Origin of the sequence: Methanosarcina soligelidi (genome assembly GCF_000744315.1) — an archaeon.
Taxonomy (GTDB): Archaea; Halobacteriota; Methanosarcinia; order Methanosarcinales; family Methanosarcinaceae; genus Methanosarcina; species Methanosarcina mazei.
In genome coordinates this window covers 434,665-450,376 of the sequence record NZ_JQLR01000001.1, presented here as the reverse complement: position 1 = coordinate 450,376, position 15,712 = coordinate 434,665, and the positions used below count along the sequence as shown (strand labels likewise).

Sequence of the window (15,712 nt, the reverse complement as noted above, 5' to 3'; positions counted from 1 at the left end):
AACTTTTACATAAAATCTCTTCTTGCAAGTTCTCTGATTTTTTTCAAAAAATATGGATAAAACTGCCGGCAACATATCCCTTAATGGCAGTATATCCCTTAATAAACGTTTTTAAGGCCTGGAGCAGATCCTCCCGGCACATCTTAAGTCAAACTTTCTTTTCTATATTTACAGCATAGAGAGATATCTGGAAAGTTCCCAGGGGTGAACAACTGCTTTGTATTCGTCCCATTCCATCTCTTTTGCACAGAGGTAATGGCTGAAAACATGTTCTCCGAGGGCTTCCTTTACGAACTTGCTGCCTTTCATTTCATCGATTGCTTCCTTAAGGTCTGCGGGAAGGGAGCGGATTCCTCTCTCTTCGCGTTCTTTGTTCGAAAGGTGGAATATGTTTACGTTGGTAGGCTCTCCGGGATCAATTTTGTTCTTTATTCCCTCAAGGCCAGCTCTGAGCATGAGAGCAAATGCAAGGTAAGGGTTGCATGCCGGGTCCGGACATCTGAGTTCTATTCTTGTTCCGTTTCCTCTGGTTGCCGGGATACGGATCAGGGAACTTCTGTTTTGTGCAGACCACGAAATATAAACAGGAGCTTCATAGCCAGGGACAAGTCTCTTGTAAGAGTTTACTACAGGGTTCGTAACAGCTGTAAATTCTCTGATGTGCTTCAACAGCCCGCCTATATAATACATTGCATCCTGGGACAGTTTAGTTGGAGTGTCCGGGTCATAGAAAACGTTCTTTCCATCCTTAAAAAGGGACTGGTTGCTGTGCATACCTGATCCGTTTACACCAAAGAGAGGCTTTGGCATGAAGGAGGCATAGTAGCCTTTGTGGTAAGCAATTGATTTTACCACGTATTTGAAAGTCACAACATTGTCTGCTGTGCAAAGCACGTCTCCGAACCTGAAGTCTATTTCATGCTGGGAAGGTGCAACTTCGTGATGGGAAGCTTCTATCTGGAAGCCCATGTGTTCCAGGGCGTAGTCAATGTCTCTGCGGACATCCTGTGCACGGTCGAGGGGTGCGAAATCGAAGTATCCTCCCTGGTCGGTAAGTTCGGTTGTCGGGTTTCCATTTGCATCAAGCTTGAACAGGAAAAACTCAAGTTCCGGCCCTACGTTCATTGAGAAGCCCATTTTTTCGGCTTCTTTGATTGCGGTCTTAAGTACATATCTCGGGTCTCCCTTGAAGGGGTTTCCGTCAGGAAGATATACATCTCCGAGAATCCTGGCTACTGCGCCGGTTGCAGGTCTCCAGGGCAGGATTCTGAATGTTGAAGGGTCAAGTGCGAGTTTCATATCAGATTCTTCAATCCTTGTAAAACCCTGGATTGAAGATCCGTCAAACATTACACCGTTTTCAAAAGCTTCTTCCAGTTGTTCCGCAGGAATTGCCCAGCTTTTGATGATGCCGAGTGTATCCGTAAACTGGGTACGGATAAACTTCACGTCTCGTTCTTTTACGGCCTCTAACACATCTTCTTTAGTTGTACACTTTTTCATCTGCACCATTTGATTCCATCCTCACTAGGCATTAGGTAACCATTTGCCTATCTGATACTATATATAATTTACTACAAATCCCGGATCTAAGATACTTTAGAAACCCGGTCAGAACTCGCAAACTATAAAATTATTTATGGCTTCATCCCCACTTACTGTATATATTTCAATATCCTGTATATAAATTTCATTCCAGATGAGATAGATCCCTCAATAAAGTTTAAATTTCAACTTTCTATCTCTAAAAGTTTGTTAAAACTCTTAAATACGCAGAAAGAGAAAGTTAAACTTTTTTAACCTCATTATTAATGAGCTTTGAAGTTCAATATATCATTGAGGTCATATATGTTTCAGAGAATAAATGTTCCCAGATTACTGGCTTGCATAATAATCTGCCAGCTTGCAGGAATAATCGGATCTGTATTTACATCTTCTTCCCTTGATACCTGGTACATTTTGCTTGAAAAGCCATCTTACAACCCTCCTGCCTGGGTCTTCTTCCCTGTCTGGACCACACTTTACACACTAATGGGAATTTCCCTGTACCTTGTTTGGGAAAAAGGTCTGCAGTATAAAGAGGTCAAAACAGGTGTTTTTCTCTTCGGATTACAGCTGGTACTTAATACACTCTGGTCCCTGTTATTCTTCGGGTTAAAGTCTCCTTATTATGCCTTTCTTGAGATTCTCGTTCTCTGGATTGCAATTCTGCTGACTATAATACAGTTCTGGAAAATTTCAAAATCTGCTTCCCTTCTCCTTGTCCCATATATACTCTGGGTTAGCTTTGCAGCTCTGCTTAATTACCAGATCTGGGTTCTCAATTCATGAATGCATATCTCTATCAATAGTTCCCTTCCCACCAGCCATCTCCTTTTTTCTACCGATAGCTCCCCACAAATAGCATCTGTATTAAAAATAAGTATTCAGTACAGGACAATATCTCTGAAGGGATTTATTTCTGGGATCATCCTGCTTCATAAAATGAGTTCTGAAAAAATATATGAATTCTGAAAAAAAGATTATATCCGGAGAATCCGGGTGAACTTCAAGGCAGAATGAGATTTGAGTTAAAAGGAATCATCAGTATGGAGGGCACCGCAACCGCAGCTTCTTCCTAACAGAGTTGATACTCGATGTCTGAGGTGGTGAATGTCGTCCTCTGACATCCTTTCAAGTTCTTGTTTATGTTCTTTTTCTATATGGTCAAACATGGCCTGTTCTACTTCTTCAAGTTCATTCCCGGCAGCCATAAAGTTGCATCTGAACCCCAGATCGCCGCACTTAACAATTTTCATAGCATCTCCTCTCGCAGAATAATTTCTTAAAATAGACTTTCAAAATAGGTTCATTCGATTCAAATTAAATATAATAAAAATTGATTGGATATAAAATTAAGTCTTTATGTTTTTCTCTTTATGCGAAATTTCTGGTATCAACTTTTTAATCTACATGAATGAATCTTGCACAGGTGAAACCTTCTTTGTAAGGAACCTTTATCGTAAGCATTCCATTATTGTTCGCTGCAACAGCTTTTTCCGGGTCTACAGGTCCGTCCAGGAAAAAAGATCCCAGATATTCAACTGTTTCACTGAAAGCTTTTATGTAAAAGCTATTTTCATGCATCATAAGAGTTATATTCTCGTCCTTAACATCCGAAAGTTCAACCTCTATAGTAAGCTCTTCCCGTCTATCGTCATGATACATCGCTATAACTGGAGTTTTTATTATTCTGGGCACGGGATTTTTCATTGAATACTCCCCCCAAAAATCTTGTAGCTTGATGACTTCAAACTTGCTGTCATTTTAAATGTGATATTTATTCTATTTTGACATCAACTGCCTTTTCAAAAGGCTGCTGATATGGTACATTGACTTTGAGCACTCCATTTGAATAGGTTGCAGTAGCTTTCTCAGGGCTTATAGGGCAGCATACTGCATAGCTGTCAGTATACTCAACCCCTTCTTTGGTCGCTTTTACATAAAAACCGTCTTCTACAACCTTAAAAGAAATGTTTTCTTTTTCTACGCCCGGAAGAACTACTTCTATCTTCAAATTTTCATATGTCTCGTCAGGATACGCACAGATAGCAGGTGATAATCTTAAAATCTCAGCCATAACATTCCCCAGATAAAATCGCCTATTAAGATATTTATATATATCTTACATATTTATTTCACTTCAGTCCGGGTCTTTTTTTTATAAACACAATGAGCCAGGTATGTTAATGAGACACAACAGAGCCAGGTATGTTAATCAATGAGACACGAGACATCGCGTGTTTATGAAAATAAATTGAATATAGAAAAGTATTGAAAGATTCTTTTACAAAGAATCTTTATATCTGGTTCCTTTTCAGAGTTTTATAATCCCGAGGTCAAGGCTCAGGGATAGAACAATTGCTATTATCGAGAATAAAAATATTACATAGTAGTTTGCACGCTCTTTTGAAACTGAAAGGCTCCAGAGAAGATATTCCAGTCCTTCAAAGTCCTGGCATGAAAGTTTCTGCCTGGTTCTTATTTTTTCAAGCAGATTCAGGTCTCTAATCACAGCAAACCTTCGTCTTGCAACGCGATATCTGTGAGCGAAGAACCAGAGGTAACCTGTTATTCCCAGATACCATATTGCTTTTCCCCAGAAAACACTGTAGTAGTCAGCGATAATTATACTCCTGAGCAGGACTGCAGAAATCAGCCCTAACCAGAAATACAGATTAATTACGGGCATACCGTACCCGTGTGGAATCTCAAATTTCGAGCTTTCTGATTTTAGTTCGGTCATCGTCTATCTGCCTTATTCTTTAAGCGTTTCTTTGTTCAATGGTAAATAATGTAAATGAGAATAAAGAGGTGCCTGGTTACAGGGCATCTCCGTTCCTTTCTCCGGTTCTTATCCTGACCACGGTTTCTATTGGGATTACGAAGATTTTTCCGTCTCCGATTTCTCCGGTATAAGCTGTACTCTGGATAACCTGTATTATTTCTTCGATCTTTTCTTCCGGCACAACTATTTCTATTTTAGTTTTTGGAAGAAGGTCTACACAGTATTTTTTTCCTCTCCACTGCTGTACGATCCCTTTTTGCTGGCCTCGCCCTTTGACATCGGTAACTGTCAGGCTTGCGAATCCTGCTTCTTCCAGGGCATCTTTTACCTGGTGCAGTTTCAGGGGCTTAATGATCGCTTCTATTTTGCACATCCTGGCCATGTTTATTCCTCCCTCATCAGATACTCGGGATACGCTCTTATTCCGTGCTCACAAATATCAAGGCCCATAATTTCTTCTTCCTCGGATACCCTGAGTCCTATTACGGCATCTAGGATCTTGAAGATTATAAATGATAATCCAAAGCCCCAGACAATGGTTATCAGAACTGCCACGAGCTGGATAAGAAGCAAACTTACCCCTCCTCCGTAGAAGAGTCCGGGAACCGCGGCGGCATACGAAGCGTCTGCAAGGATGCCGTTTCCTATACCTATCGAGAAGAGCCCGACAGAGATCAGACCCCAGGTTCCACAGTATCCGTGTACGGCAATTGCACCTACCGGGTCGTCCAGTTTAAGTTTGTTCTCGTTAAACATGACACCTGCATAGATGATTATCCCGGCAATGATTCCTATTGCTATGGCTCCCCAGTTCGATATCGAGCCACATGGGGCAGTGACTGCCACAAGCCCTCCGAGAAGACCGTTTGCAGTAAGAGATGGATCTGGTTTTCCGGTTTTCATCCAGGTAATTGCCATAGTTGTGACAGCTCCAACAGCACCTGCCAGGAAAGTATTGACCACTACAAGGTTCATGTAAGGGTCGTTTGCGTTAAGGGTGCTCCCTCCGTTGAACCCCAGCCATCCGAGGGCGAGGATCAGAGTTCCGAGGAAAGCAATGGTCAGGTTGTGACCTGGAATCGGTATGGCTTTTCCATCCCTGAATTTGCCTATCCTTGCACCTACAAGGAGTACGCCTGCAAGGGCAGAATACCCACCTATCGAGTGCACCACTCCGGAACCTGCAAAGTCATGGTGTGCCACTCCTATTGCTTTTACGATCGGGCTATCGGCTCCGCTCAGGAGAGCCGTGTCAGCTCCGCTCCATACCCAGTGCCCGTATATTGGGTAGATTACTGCTACCATCAGGACACAGTAAACAAGGTAAGCTTTGAAGTTTGTCCTCTCAGCCATTGCTCCTGAAACTATAGTTGCGCCTGTGGCTGCGAATACCATCTGGAAGAACCAGCTGTTCCAGGTTGCGTTATCCGCACCTGCCAGGAAGAACTGATCAGTCCCTATAAGTCCTGCCGCATCAGCTCCATACATAACTCCCCAGCCCACTGCCCAGTAGACGAGAATGCCGAGAACTACAGTCATGAAGTTTTTCATCAGGATATTGGCTGTGTTTTTACTCCGGGTAAGGCCGGTTTCTACCAGCGAGAAACCCGCATGCATAAAAAATACCAGTCCGCTTGCTATAAGCAGCCATAAGAATGTAAGTGTAGTTTGAAGCCCTTCGATTGCTTCTGCATTTTCTTCTGCCGTTACAGCAAGTGCCGGTGAAGACAGCACTATAAATATCATACAGATTACTATCAGCAGTTTTTCTATCTTCTGTACATTTTTTGACATACCGTTCTTTGCCTCCTTTTTTTCCATCGGCAACCGGTAAGTGGTTGTAGATCTAATATTATTTATAATTTTCTATTAGGCGCACGGCAAGTTAGTGTAAAAGCAGATTTCAATTCCAAAAATACAGGTTCACAAACAGTTTGTTATGTAAAATAATGAGCTCTGAGCCCAACTTTTCCGGATATTTATGAACTTTTATTCTACTCGTAACAGTTTTATCAGTACTTTTAAAGATCTTTCTAATTACCTCATCTGGAAATACTTTATCTGGAAACTCCTTCTGGTTAATAGACAATTTTTGCAATATTTAAATTCACTTCACGATAAATTCCATGATATAAAGATTTCTTTTTCTTATTTATAGTCCCTATTTTAATAGTAATCAATCGGAAAAAAATTGTTTTTTGAAAAAGTAAAATCAGGAAAGTTATCAAGCATTGAATTCAGGAAAAGAAAAGGATTTAACAGAATCTTAGATCATTTTAATGTCATGAAACCAGAAAAGAATGAGCCTATAGGAAGTTAGTTTAGAATCAATATTTCCTAATTATATAAGCGTACTGAGAGACAACTACTTGTGTAAAACTATCTAGATATTTATCCGAACTTAATTGTTTCAACAAATTTATAACTCTCTTGTCACTCGGAATTTGGGGTTAAATCAGGGTGATGGGGTGCATTAATTCATCAGGGAAGGGGGGTTACAGATGACTGCAAATGTCATAGAAGTAAATAATCTTGAGCACTCGTATGGCTCTGTAAAAGCTGTTGATAATATCAGCTTTTCAGTAAAAGAAGGGGAAATATTCTCATTTCTAGGTCCAAATGGTGCGGGCAAGAGTACGGTAATCAATATTCTCACAACACTTAGAAAAATCCAGAAAGGGGAAGCCCGGGTTAATGGATATGACGTGGCAAAGGAGGCAAAATCTGTACGAAAATCTATAGGTATTGTTTTTCAGATGCTTTGCCTTGACCATGAAATGACTGTATGTGAGAATCTCGAATACCACGGTAAAATATATTCAATGCCAAAAAATGAAAGAAAAAAGCGTATAGAAGAGCTCTTAATACTAACTGAGCTGGAGCATAAAAAAGATACTCTGGCAAAAGATCTTAGCGGTGGTATGAAGCGAAGGCTTGAGCTTGCGAGGGGATTGATGACAAAACCTGCAGTCCTCTTCCTGGATGAGCCCACAATAGGTTTTGATATCCAGACAAGAATGAGAATGTGGGAATATTTGAGAGAGATTAAGAGAGAGGGCACTACGATATTCCTTACCACTCATTATATGGAAGAGGCCGACCAGCTCAGCGACAGGATCAGTATAATAGATCACGGGAAGATTATTGTAACCGGAACTGCAGACGAATTAAAGAACAAGCTCGGTAAAGATCTTATTTATCTGGAAACCAGTGATAATAAAATTGCTGCAGATATTTTAAGGGCTATTAAATCAGTAAAAACCGTAACCGAAGATACAAAATCGCTGAGAGTTATGATAGGAGAAGACGTTACTCACGTACTTCCCCAGATCATAGAACAGATCAGAAAGGCAGGGTTAGAAATCACGACCGTGAATATAAAGAAACCTTCAATGGATGACGTTTTCGTTCACTATACCGGACATGGTTTAAGGGAAGGGGAACCACAGGAAAAACCCGAAGGAATAGAGGTCCTGGGGGCATCTGAATGAACTTTGAATTCCGTGCAATATACTGGAGAGATATGGTAAAATTCTTCAGGTACAAGTCCATGCTATTCAGTTCGTTAATTCAGCCTGTAATGTGGCTGGCTTTTTTCGGGCTTGCAATGTCAGATAGTTTTGACCAGCTGACCTCTCTTATTCCTCCTGTTGAAGGAGTCCGAAACGTCAGTTATCTCTCTTATATGGGGGCAGGAATCATTGCCATGGACGTATTGTTCAGCAGCCTTTTTGGTGGAACCAGCCTTATGTTTGATAAAAAGTTTAGTCTGCTGAGGGAAACTCTTGCAAGCCCGGTTCCCAGAGTTCACATTATTCTAGGTGTCGGGCTTTCCGGTGTGACAAAAGCATTTATTCAAACTGCCATGATAATAGGATTTGGGAAATTGATTGGAATGGATTTCTTTACAGGGTATACACTTGCCGAAACGCTTTTCGCAATGGCAGGCATTTTCCTACTTGTAGGGATTTTTACTCTGGGTTTCCTTTTCCTGTCCGGCTCCATTGCTATAACCATAGAGAACCCTGAGGGAATGCAGTCTATACTTACCCTGCTCAGTATGCCCCTTTTCTTTGTAAGCAATGCGTTATATCCGGTTGATGCTTTCCCTAGTTTTCTGAAGTTTCTTTCTATGTTTAATCCACTGACCCTTCTGGCAAATGGAATCCGCTATTTTGCTTTAGGGGACAATTTCTCTGTAATAGGTAATCACTACATTTACACTGCAACAGACATAGGCGTGTCTTTCCTGGGCCTTTTATTCTTTGCCCTATCAATGCTAGCCATTTCACTCTGGAGGTTCAATAAAGTAGACGTATAAATATTTACAAAATCTTTTTTTCATTTTTTAGTTGCCATACTGTTTGCAAAATGATAGTTTTAATCTGTTCTATGGTATTTTTATCTTTTTTTGATATCAACGTTCTCTTCTTTAAAAAGTTCCATAGTATAAAAGCAGGTTATTCAGTCATTGATTTTGAGATTATTTCTGGGTTTTTAACCCCTTCTCTAAGTTTTGGTTTTAAGGATAAGCGGAGTCTATATTTAAGAAGCGTTTCTGTTAAGACGTCAGTTTCTTGTTAAGCGGGTCAGGGAATAATACCTGAATACTTTTCTTAAATTACTTAATTTCTACCATTTCAGACAGAAAGCAGAGGCAGTGTGCCTAATTTTCTGTAAAATTCTCTATACCCTTTTCCTCTTGTTTTTTGATTACTGTTCCATTATTAAATACTTATTTCCTGTAATCCATTCTTCATTTATATCGATCAGTATTGAGACTACAAGTCTCAATACTGATTCGTCATTCGGGAATGCCCCTACTACCTTACTTCTTCTTTTAACCTCCTTGTTAGTTCTCTCCATTATATTTGTTGTCCTTATCCTTCTCCAATGATCCTTTGGGAACTGTATATAATTCATGACGTCATACTGAAACCTTTCAAGGGTATCAGCTGCACCTTTATATCCCATCTTATCCAGTTCCCTTATCAAATCATTGTATTTCTGACGGTCTACTAATGCTTCTTTTATCATATCTGCTACTTCTTTTTGCTTCTTTTTTGGAACCTTTTTTAGAGCTTGCCTCATCAGATGAACATGACACATCTGCCAGCTTGATCCAATAAAGGATTCTCTAACTGCTTTTTGTATTCCTTTATGACCATCAGAAACGATTAACTTGACACCTCTTAATCCTCTTTCTTTAAGGTCTTCGAATAGATCTTGCCAGAAAAGAGAGTCTTCACTGTCTGCTAATTTTACTCCAAGAATCTCACGATAACCGTCGTCCCTGACTCCAGCAACTATAAAGAGAGCTTTATTTTCGTAATGAAGTCCATCTCTTACTTTGAGATAAGTTGCATCAATAAACAAGTAAGGAATTTCGTGTTCTATTGGCTTTGACAAGAATTCAGAAACTTTCTCATCCAGCTCTTTTGTAATCCTGGAAACCGAAGATGCTGAGATTCCCTCAACTCCTAAAGCAGCCATGACCTTATTCACCCTTCGAGTGGATACGCCTTGAAGGTAAGATTCAGCTACAGCGGATAAGATGGACTGTTCAACTCGGGAATATTTCTCAAATATCTGAGTTTCAAAGGGAAATTCACGGAATTGAGGTTTTAATAATTCAACTTCTCCATACTTGGTGAGAAGAGTTCGCGGCTTGTAGCCGTTTCGACTGGCTTTACGGGAATCTGTCCTCTCGTAACGTTGCGCACCAGCCTGGAGGAGGGCTTCCTCCTCCATGACAAGGTTTAAATACCACGTAATTAAACAACGAATTCCATCTTCTTGATCGACAAGATAATCTTTTATGAGAGAGAATAAATCTACCATTGACTCTGCATCCTGTTTTTTTGTGGTGAAAGAAAAAGGATACAGAGTCAATCATATTTTACAGAACTTTCGGTACGCTATCAAAGCAGAATAATAACAAGCAGAATAATAACAAGCAGAATAACAAAAAGCAGAACAAAACAGGACATTAACAAGTCAAAGCGGTCACAATATTAAATATAATTGTAATGCAAAACAGAATTAATGAAATCTGTGTGGATTAATAAAGATTTCTTTAAGCACGAGAGTTTCTTTCTTAATAGCTCTGTAGAAAACCTGCCTAAATCAGCTGCAAGAGGCTGAAAATTATTAAGTAAAAGCATATAAAGCCACTTGGTCACATTAATGGAGATTCTTTATTTCAGAGGATATCCGCAGAGCCTTCTTAAGTATGCTACTAATATGTCCCTGGCAGTAACATCACAGGTTACAACTTCTTCACGGAAGCTCATAATAAGGACACATATGAGAAGTAGAACAACTGAGGATGCTTATTATCTGATCCTGAAAACAGAGGCCCTGAAAATCTTAATTGGTTAATAAGAAATTATTAAAGTCTTTTTCAGGAAGCCTTGCCTTAAAAGTATAATTCAAAAATTATAATTTTTATATTTGATTTTTTTCTTATCTTTATGAGGTTCTTCTTAAATACCTGTGTCTTCTTAAGTCCTCTATTATTTGTCATAATTTCAGGGATTTTTTCCTTCAACTGGAATAAATCAATGTTTTAATTAATTGACTCAGGAGGACATTGCTAATTGAAATGGATTTATTCCGGCTGAAGCTCTTTACTCTCTTTTCTTCCCAATCTCTCTTATTCCAGTATTCTGGCCTGCCTGTTACCAGTGAAATAATGAAATAGTAGGGATACTACTGCTATTGAACCTGTACTATAAGCCGCACTATTTCATTATTCAAAGGCCGATCTGTAGACATCTATGACGCATTACCTGTTGAGGGTTCCATAACCGCTCATCTGCAATATTTTCAAATGTACTATTTCTAGGTAAAGACTTATCTTTGTATAGTTTAAATAGAGAAACATGTAATTCCCTCCACTCCTGAAACTGTTATCTTTTGTTCAAAACCATACCCTTAGAGCTCATCTCAAACTAAATTTATTCTGAATTATATATAGTATTATCAGGGTTATTTTTCCTTATCCGAAACTTGATTGGTTCTCCAACTCTAAAATTTAAAGAAATAAATTCGAGTTCTGAGATCAGCCCTTGAAATCACACTGAATCAAATTTTGAGCAATTTCTTAGCTTTCTTCGCCAACCCCCTCTTGTACTTTATATTTGCGGAGATCTGTTTTACTCTCAAAGGCATGTTTTGGTACAATACATATTAGACAATTGTAGAGATATCCAGCTAAAAAGATTAAGATACTTAATCTTTTTTAATCCCCTCTCCAGATAATCCATATTTAATTAAAGACGATATTTTGATATTCTTTCTTTTTTAAAATTGGATAATCCAATTTTAGGAATTAAAAGAACATCAATATACAGGTATATTATGAATTTATATATAATGTGAAGAACATCTACTCCTTACAAAAAGTAGTCTTTAAGAATTTGGTCACAGAATGTCTCCCCAGGTTAAGTAATTATCATGCTCATGCCCCTCTCTCCTTTTATTAATCCCCTGAATATTTGAACATAAATCATGTAAAAATATTTTAATGTTCGAAAAGCATTCTCTTTTTTTAAAATGATGATCTTTTAAATGTACATTCTGATTTTATTCATATATTTTATCTCATATCTGGATGAACACATTCAAAGGTTAATACAGAAATGAAAACGTAAATTTTTAAAAAAATAGTTAATATGTAAAAAAGTAATAGTTATATATTTATTTTTTAAAGACAAAATTGCCTGAGAAACAGGCAACTTTGTACATGTTATTTTTACGGTTTATTAATTCTGCTGCTTAATTACATACAGTAAAAGAACTTGAGGACGGTGGATTTGTAGACGATTTCGGTGGTCTTATAGAAAATGCTAAGGATCATATCTTTCACTCCATTCTTTTCCTTTATTTTGTTCATTCCCCGTTATACACTCTGCAATGGACTCTGAGTACACAACTCCTTTAATAGCCCTTGCAGTTCCCCCTTATAGCTCAATTACATACAGTAAAAGAGCTGGAAGACTGTGGAATTGTAGACTACTGATACAGTCTTATAGAAAATGCTAAGGATCATATCTTTCACTCCATTCTTTTCCTTTATTTTGTTCATTTCCCGTTATACCCGCTCTATCGGGCCCGGAGCACATAGCCCCTTATAGCCTGGTAGTTTTCCCATCATAGCTCAATTACATACAGTAAAAGAACTTGAAGACGGTAGATGTGTAGGCGATTTCTACAGCCTTATAGAATAAGCTGAGGAACATATCTTTCACTCCATTCTTTTCTTTTATTTTGTTCATTCCCGTTATACATCCGTCTGCAATTGGTCCAGGGATTCACTGCACTCCCAATTGCCCTTTATGACTTTCTTTGCATCCCGGTTATATCCGGTAAATGAATCTTACACAGGTTGCTTTGCAAATCTATACATTCATATCTTATATCGGCTGAATCTGGATTTGAACTCAGATTCAATCTATCGAATTCGATTAGAAGCCGAAGAACATTCCCAGGTTGAAGTTAAATATGAGCTGAAGGAATGTATCAAGGTTGATTATAAAGCCGAATGGCATATTGGTTTCCTCCTTGTTTGTATTGTTTCAATACCGATGCCTATGTATACTCTTTTGAGTAACACTTCTTCGAAAAGCTTGCTTAAAGCTTTCTTTACCAACCCCCCCATAATGTTACTCTGCCAGCCACTCACAGAAATTATTTTTGGAAATTTCTGTTCTATTTAAATTTACAGTTCTAATTTCTAAGTGGCAGTGAGCATACTTAGCTATATATATCAGCTTATATAAATTGAATAGAACTAGACATCCTTACAAATCATAGTTCTTAAAAATTTAGATAAAATGTATTGGACAACTAATTATATATTTTTTACAATTATAAATGGTGGACGTTTATTAAAGTTCTGAATTTTGAATAAATATTTTTCTGCTCCTCTCTTATTTCAGGACAACTTTTTGAAACTGACCTCGTCAGCGATCACAGTTTTCTATTTGACATATGTGCCTTGAATCCTCCAGGAAAAGGGCTTAAAATTCCAAATCTATGACCTGGATAAGAATTTAAATTTCTGCAAACCTTTTGTTTTCAGAAATAACCTGTAAATTCTCTATTTTCTGCTGTCAAAAGTTACTACTGTTTTTATTTCCGTTTTAATAAGAAAGACTGATCTTAATGATCTGTTGAAGAGTCCAAAACAGTGGACTAAATGCTTACTTTAAGAATTAAGCTCCGACACCCACGCTGGAAGACATAAATAATGAACTGTTAGATATTGACTCCAACTTTATAAATAAATTAAGAGAGCATAGGTTAAAATGGACTTTCTTACATAAGGAGTAAAAAAACAATTGAGATTATTTTATGTAATTTTCTTTCTGATCATATCTCAGTAATCATTGGGGGGAGGGATGTGAACATTAATGAAAATAGTTTACCTGATGATAAGTCGCCTATAGTTGAGGTTTCTAACGTCAGGAAAAGTTATATGCTTGGGAAGATGGAAGTCCCTGTACTTTCAAATATTTCCCTTCGAATCGAAAAAGGAGAATTTCTCGCGATTGTAGGCCCTTCAGGTTCTGGAAAAAGCACTCTTATGAACCTTATAGGCTGCCTTGATAGGCCTACTGAAGGTCAGGTCCTTATAAAAGGAAGAGATCTGGATGGGATGTCCGATGAAGAGCTTGCCCGCCTCCGGGGGCTTGAAATAGGTTTTGTTTTTCAAACATTCAATCTGGTCCCTCGATTGACCGCTTTCGAGAATGTTTTGCTTCCTACTTTTGCTAATTCAAGGAGCACAGATCCGCAAAAGCGTGCAAAGGAACTTCTCAGTATTATGGGACTGAAGGACCGCATGCGCCACAGGCCTGGAGAGCTTTCTGGGGGTCAATCGCAGAGAGTCTCAATTGCAAGGGCACTCATCAATGATCCTTCAATTCTTCTTGCGGATGAACCGACTGGAAACCTGGACTCGAAAACAGGCTTTGAAATCCTTAACATATTTATGGATTTAAATAAGGACGGAAGGACAGTCGTAATAGTTACACACGACCCCGAGATCGCAAAATTTGCTGATAGGGTCATCCTGGTAAAAGATGGAACAATTCAATATAATTAATTAAACGATAGATAAGGTGGGAATATATGGGGTTAATTAAAGAGCGTATTATTGCAACTTTTTTTTCTTTACTTCTAGTTGCCTCAGTTTTTGCATGTCCGGCTTCTGCAGCAGTGGGAAGTGCAAACCTGAAAGTAACGATCGTTGAAACAAATCCTTATCCTGCAAAAATAGGAGAGTATCTTACCCTGAATATACAGGTGGAAAATGTCGGAGGAGCCAAAGCTGATAACATTGATATTGAAGTAGTCCCTGAATTTCCTTTTTCTCTTGACTCTAAGGAAAATGCCCGGCAGAACATCGGAGCTCTCAATCCTGGCAGGACTGCTACAAAAGAGTTCTATCTGTTTGTTGATAAAAGCGCCAAGAAAGGAACTCGTTCTATAGACATCCGTACGAGAACGAGCCCGAATGATCCATGGAGTGAACAATCTTTTGATATAAGAGTAGGCACTGAGACATTTACCAGCAAAGGCACTGTCGAACTTGCAGAGATCGTCTCGTCTCCTGAGGTCTTTATGCCAGGAGATGAAGGTACTGTCACAGTAACTCTTAAGAATACCGCAACTGCGGCTACAGTTAGCATCGATGGAAAAGATTACGATACCAATGCAAGGATTCAGGCTGCAGTTTTAAGGCCGTTGTCTGATGGAATTCGTGTTCAGTACGCTCCCTATTACGAAATGGGACTTTTGGGGCCGGGAGAAAGTATTAAATTGACTTTCAATATCGAGGTTGAGGAAGATGCTAGAGAAGGAGTTCACAACCTTGAACTTGATATCGAAGGAAACTCTTATGACTATAACAGCCGGAAGAATATCCCGCTCAAAGTTGACTCTTCAAATATTAAGGTGATTACTTCAAAACCACTTGAGCTGATAAATGGTCAAGCTACGGTAGAGTTTGATGTAGCAAATACTCATCCAAACGAGCTAAACTCTGTCAGCATAAGACCTGCAGCTGAAGGTCTGAAATTTTATCCTGCAGAATACTTCATAGGACCTATGGACCCTGATGAACTCTTCACTATAAAATTTGATGCTGTACGGGACAATTCTTCGGGATCTGACAATGAAGACTCAGAAGGGATAAATATGTCTGTTACTGCAAGCTATAATAATGGAATTAACAGGCACGAAAATGTTGCAGGTAACCTGGAATTTGCAACTGACTCCTTGCCTTCTGAAGGAAACTCTACAGTTGCAATTGCGGGTGTTATTGCAGTCATTTTTATCCCTGCAGCTGTTCTCCTGTATAGAAGAAAAAAACAATGA

General features: G+C 38.8%; 13 protein-coding genes. 5 read left to right on the top strand and 8 right to left on the bottom strand.

The window, feature by feature from the left end:
- Positions 1-168: 168 nt before the first annotated feature.
- Positions 169-1,512, bottom strand: a complete 1,344-nt coding sequence (glnA, locus tag M886_RS02040) for a type I glutamate--ammonia ligase (RefSeq protein ID WP_048050562.1) — start codon at positions 1,510-1,512, stop codon at positions 169-171.
- A 336-nt stretch (positions 1,513-1,848) separates the two neighbouring features.
- On the opposite strand from glnA, the gene M886_RS02035 reads away from it, so the two are divergent.
- Positions 1,849-2,331, top strand: a complete 483-nt coding sequence (locus tag M886_RS02035) for a TspO/MBR family protein (RefSeq protein ID WP_048050561.1) — start codon at positions 1,849-1,851, stop codon at positions 2,329-2,331.
- A 239-nt stretch (positions 2,332-2,570) separates the two neighbouring features.
- Here M886_RS02035 and M886_RS02025 read toward each other — a convergent pair whose 3' ends face one another.
- The 6 genes from M886_RS02025 to M886_RS02000 form a co-directional block, all read right to left on the bottom strand.
- The gene (locus tag M886_RS02025) at positions 2,571-2,798 is read right to left on the bottom strand and encodes a DUF1059 domain-containing protein (protein ID WP_011032912.1); all 228 of its coding nucleotides are present in this window, start codon (positions 2,796-2,798) and stop codon (positions 2,571-2,573) included.
- Positions 2,799-2,943: 145 nt separating this feature from the next.
- Positions 2,944-3,252, bottom strand: coding sequence for an Hsp20/alpha crystallin family protein (locus M886_RS02020; RefSeq protein ID WP_011032911.1), 309 nt, complete (start codon positions 3,250-3,252; stop codon positions 2,944-2,946).
- Positions 3,253-3,319: 67 nt separating this feature from the next.
- Positions 3,320-3,619 (bottom strand): Hsp20/alpha crystallin family protein, encoded by a 300-nt coding sequence (locus M886_RS02015; protein ID WP_011032910.1) that lies wholly within the window; start codon positions 3,617-3,619, stop codon positions 3,320-3,322.
- A 237-nt stretch (positions 3,620-3,856) separates the two neighbouring features.
- A complete protein-coding gene (locus tag M886_RS02010; protein WP_048050559.1) occupies positions 3,857-4,285 on the bottom strand; it encodes a hypothetical protein in 429 nt (142 codons plus the stop codon).
- A gap of 76 nt (positions 4,286-4,361) precedes the next feature.
- Positions 4,362-4,709, bottom strand: coding sequence for a P-II family nitrogen regulator (locus tag M886_RS02005; RefSeq protein ID WP_048050558.1), 348 nt, complete (start codon positions 4,707-4,709; stop codon positions 4,362-4,364).
- A 2-nt stretch (positions 4,710-4,711) separates the two neighbouring features.
- Complete coding sequence (locus M886_RS02000) at positions 4,712-6,121, bottom strand: ammonium transporter (protein ID WP_048037700.1); 1,410 nt, start codon at positions 6,119-6,121, stop codon at positions 4,712-4,714.
- 707 nt (positions 6,122-6,828) lie between these two features.
- Here M886_RS02000 and M886_RS01990 point away from each other — a divergent pair.
- On the top strand, positions 6,829-7,818 hold the full coding sequence (locus tag M886_RS01990; RefSeq protein WP_011032906.1) for an ATP-binding cassette domain-containing protein: 990 nt from the start codon (positions 6,829-6,831) through the stop codon (positions 7,816-7,818).
- Positions 7,815-8,648, top strand: coding sequence for an ABC transporter permease (locus M886_RS01985; protein ID WP_011032905.1), 834 nt, complete (start codon positions 7,815-7,817; stop codon positions 8,646-8,648). The genes M886_RS01990 and M886_RS01985 overlap by 4 nt, the downstream gene beginning before the upstream one ends.
- Before the next feature lie 392 nt (positions 8,649-9,040).
- On the opposite strand, the gene M886_RS01980 is transcribed toward M886_RS01985, so the two are convergent.
- Complete coding sequence (locus tag M886_RS01980; RefSeq protein WP_080925730.1) at positions 9,041-10,219, bottom strand: IS256 family transposase; 1,179 nt, start codon at positions 10,217-10,219, stop codon at positions 9,041-9,043.
- Between the two features lie 3,514 nt (positions 10,220-13,733).
- Here M886_RS01980 and M886_RS01970 point away from each other — a divergent pair.
- Complete coding sequence (locus M886_RS01970; RefSeq protein ID WP_011032903.1) at positions 13,734-14,438, top strand: ABC transporter ATP-binding protein; 705 nt, start codon at positions 13,734-13,736, stop codon at positions 14,436-14,438.
- A 26-nt stretch (positions 14,439-14,464) separates the two neighbouring features.
- Positions 14,465-15,712 carry a COG1361 S-layer family protein gene (locus tag M886_RS01965; protein ID WP_048050557.1) on the top strand — a complete coding sequence of 416 codons (1,248 nt, stop codon included), beginning with the start codon at positions 14,465-14,467 and terminating at the stop codon, positions 15,710-15,712.